A 4,290-nucleotide genomic window follows, 5' to 3' on the forward strand; every position below is an offset into this window, starting at 1 on the left:
ATAGTTCATATCCCACATGCCGATGCTGATCGGGGTGACCACGCCTTGCAGCGCGAAGGTGTCCGCAACCGTTACATCCATATAACCCAGCTTTTCGAACACCACATCATAGGTGCCCTGGTCTACATACAGGCTGTATTGGCCTTCGTCACCCGTGGTCGTCTGGAATGCTCCCGCTGTTACGGTCACTCCCGGCAACGGGCTGTCGTCGTCATTATCAATTACTGTACCGGCAAACTGGGCTGGTACATAGACATGCATCGTGTTGTTGATGATAAATTCCTGGTTGTTGGGATCGTTCGACTCCAGCAGTAATTCCTGCGTGTAATCGCCCGGTTCGTAATCCTGGGAATCATAAGTAATGGTGATATCCTGTGACTCGCCCTGGGCAATAGTGCCAAAAGCAGGCTCCACCGCTACGATAAAGTCAGCCGGCAGGCTGAACAGTAATGCCAGGTTGTTGTGGACATAATTCGTGTTCATAGATACCTGCAGGCCCAGCGACGGTGTCGAGGACTGTAGTCCGATCGTCGCGCTGTTAATGGTGAACCCTGCTGATATGTCCTTATACTGCACCTTGATCTTGCCATTGCGGTAAATGATAAACTGGAAATCCATCATGTAACCCGGGTAACTCAGCCTTTGGGCGTCATTCCATTGTACGATGGTATAGTCTGCGAATTGCTGGTAATAAATGCCAACTCCGGCATAGGTGGAATAAAGATCGTCCCAGAATCCTGCGATGAAGTCAACATTGGCTGAATTGTTGGTCGGAATGCCCGTATTGGTATAGGTGAAATAGGCAGAGTTGAAGCAAACAGCACCGTTGCTGGCTACCCAGAACTGGCTTTTGACCTCACCATAGAACTCGAAATCGAATCCCATGTTGTAAGGGCCCGCTTTACCGTCATCACCTAAGGTGCTGAGAGGTACAGCCGTTCCTGTAGCTGCGATGTCGATCCAGTTGAAGGTCGGTCCGCCTGATTCGTCACTGTCTATCCAGACATATCCGAAATCATCCGGTCCGCCGGCGCCAAGGATTACAGGGTAACCGCTGCCGTTGTAACTCTCGTCACCTTTCTCAACATCCGAACGGATCTCAACCGGTGAGCCGGTTTTGTTCTTTTCGATATTCGGATCATTCAACAGGTTCAGGGCGGCAAATTCCGGGAAGGTATAAGCCAGGGTACCCAGGCCAAGGTTCGAAATGGTAGTATAAACGTCAACTGTAAAGCCAACCCATACCCAGCCTTCCAGGCTACTCGGGTTAACATACAACACCGGATTCGGCCATTCGATGCACTCGGGACCCGCCGGGGAGGTGGAGCCTTCGTCATAAACAGCCTGCACCGTATAGCAAAATTCGCCGTAATCCGGCAGAACGTCCACATAGCTCAGGTTGGTCGTTGTTCCTACGATCACACCGTCTCGTTTGATCATGAAGAACTGGAAGGCATCGCCGTTCCATTCCCAGGTCAACCCTACTTCTCCGGCGACATCGTCGATCAGTGTAACTTCCAGGTTTTCCGGGGCTATCAGTTCATTGCCCATGATGATCATCGTTACCGGGACGGTAATGGTGGAAACGTCAGGATTGGAGGTGAAAACGACATCAGCCGTGTAAACTTCACCAGGGCTGGTGCCGGCGGCATCCAGGTGAGTAGGAATATTGGCAACGCCACCAAATGGGGGAACGGTGCCTTCATAATAATCCATGGTTAGCCAGTTGCCTGCACCACCACCGCCACCAAGGCACATAGCCAATCTTTCGGGCAGTGAAACAGAATTCTGCATCGCAGGGAAACCTGCTCCGGCCTGCGTGTTATTCCAGTAGAAAATCGGTGAAGCTTGAAATTGTACAGCAACCCATCCAGCGGCCAAATCTGTTGGAGGTACTTCCGCTGTAAATATACCGATCTGGTAGCTTCCAAGCAATAACATCCCGGTGTTGATCCCAACTAAAGGGATAGTCACTGAAGTCACCACTGCTCCAGGCGTAGAGCCAGGCTGGCAGAGTTCTATCAGGAAATTTCCGGGTGTTGTTGGCAGTGTGTAGCCAGCAAATACACCCCAGAATGTAACGGTCGAAATGGCTCCTTCAACACCGGAGAAACTCTGGTAACATTTATATCCGGCGCTCAGCGTGCTTGTGTAGGCATTGGTAGAACTGACCGGTGGTATGCTAAAGAGACTGCCTTCAGGGCAAATCATCAGGTCCCTTGAACCATTTTCAATCACGGTGCCATATCCGGTGGATGCAGCCCCATTTGGTTCAACTTGCTCTGTCTGATACCCCGGAGGGTTGATGATATAATTACCCCCAGAATTATCCGTTTCCGGGTAAACGATCTCAGCTTCCCATCCCAGCGGGCCGTTGCCGTTGTTCAGAATGTTCAGCGAGGTAGTGAAGTATTCGCCCGGGTTGAGGGTTTCCTCAATATAGAGCGGGTTGACCACCATGTTGGGCTGGGTCAGCGTGAAATTGTAAGTCACCGTAACATTGGAAATAACATCGATAACCGCAAAAGCGGGGTTATATCCGGCTTTATAGCATACGACATCCTGTTCGCCGCCATTTACACCAGTAAGAAGGTAATATCCATTAGGGCCGGAAGTGGTGTCCGGGCCATTCTGTACGGCAATCGTTGCGCCGGAAATGGCCAGGCCGTCATAATTAAAGACATAGCCTTCAATGTTTCCGGGTGGAACCAGAGGTTCCCAGTACCAGCGCATATTATCGTAATCATTAGTAGCGCCAACGTAAGGAGCAGGATTTATATAATCGGAATAACCATGAAGTGTACGGGTTACTGAGCCAGCCGTTTTATAAGTCTGGTAGTATGGGTATGCATAATAAGTATTATCTCCATCAGAAACTTCAATGATCAGGTTATTGGTCCCGGTCCAGATATAATCAGTTATATCGAAAGTTTTCCAACCTGTTGATGTTGCCGGAACAAGGTTGGCAGCATAAAATACCTGTGTAGCGCCGGTCATATCTGCATAAGCACCAGCAGTCAGGGATGTGGCTGTTGTTTCCTTGATCAAAATCGTTACATTAAGAAGATAATTGGGTGATCCAGACATGACACCAAAATTCCACGCAAGCTGCGTAAATTTTTTCCCAACGGGTGCTCCTAATTCAGATGCTAAATAGAGCTGCTGGGTTTTTTGGTTATGCCAGTAATTGCCCCATGGGCCGTAATAGGCCGGATAGGAGCCGTAACCTGTTCCATTGCCAATAGTAATAAATGTTGCGGGTGGGACAATGTTTAGGAACTCTACATCATCGAAATAAGCCTTTGGTGTATCTGTACCTTCAGCGCCCGCGAAGAAATCAACACCACCGAGCTGGAGCATTCCAGTGGTGGTATATGAGGTATAGTGGAATGGCCAGCTATGCACTAATACTCCATTTACATAAAGCGAAATTAAATCGGCATTCAGGTCGATATGATTAACGACCGGAAACCATGTGTTTTTCGGATATGAAAATGTAATAGGAGTAGAACTTCCGGCATAAAGATTTCCACTACCATCTGTATGAAAATACATTTCAAACGCCCATTGTGTACCAGGTGCCTCAGTTTTCTGGATATTATAATACCCGGAATAACCAGTTTGAACGTAAAAGTCGAAATTCACTTCCCAAACCCCTGAGGTCTTGTTCCCCAGTTTCAGAATAAGATCCGATGCACTGGGAACTTCATCAAGGAGAACAGATTTTGTCGGGCTGCTGGCAAATGCATTGCTGACCTCGCCATCCTCGCCTGATCCGGGCAGGTTTGACCAGGTTGTCCACCAGGTCGGGTTATTAACTGCCATGAAACTGCCAACACTATAGGATTCAAAATTATCCGTATACTGGGCAAAGGGTTTTTGTGGCGACAATACAAACAGTATTGCCATCGCCATTAGATACTTTGTAAAATTTCTCATACTTAATATTTATTTGGTTAGTAAATAGAATGCATACGCTCAGGTAAAGTTCCCCCTACCTTTTCGAAGTGCAAAGATAATTTTTTTCTTATACAATAAATCGTAAATTAATGTTACGCCAATAAAAATCACTTACAAATTCTTAATCCTTAATAAAATGTCCCAAAGTACCATTAAGACACAAAAAAAATAAAAAAGGTTGCATGGTAACAAAAATTTAACAAAAAAAAGGCCGGCTACCTGAGGTAACCGGCCTTGATCATGATCTGAAAACTTTCCAGTTTATCGCTGGATGGTCAGCGTGCGGGTGGTCACACCGGCTGCTGTCTCCACTCGTACCATGTATACACC

The 4,290-nt window shown here is 47.5% G+C and carries 1 protein-coding gene; it reads right to left on the reverse strand.

The window, feature by feature from the left end:
• A partial coding sequence (locus M0Q51_17075) for a carboxypeptidase-like regulatory domain-containing protein (GenBank protein MCK9401683.1) occupies positions 1 to 3,939 on the reverse strand: 3,939 nt, incomplete at its 3' end.
• Positions 3,940 to 4,290: the final 351 nt, after the last annotated feature.

This window comes from Bacteroidales bacterium, from assembly GCA_023229505.1.
Taxonomy (GTDB): Bacteria; Bacteroidota; Bacteroidia; order Bacteroidales; family JAGOPY01; genus JAGOPY01.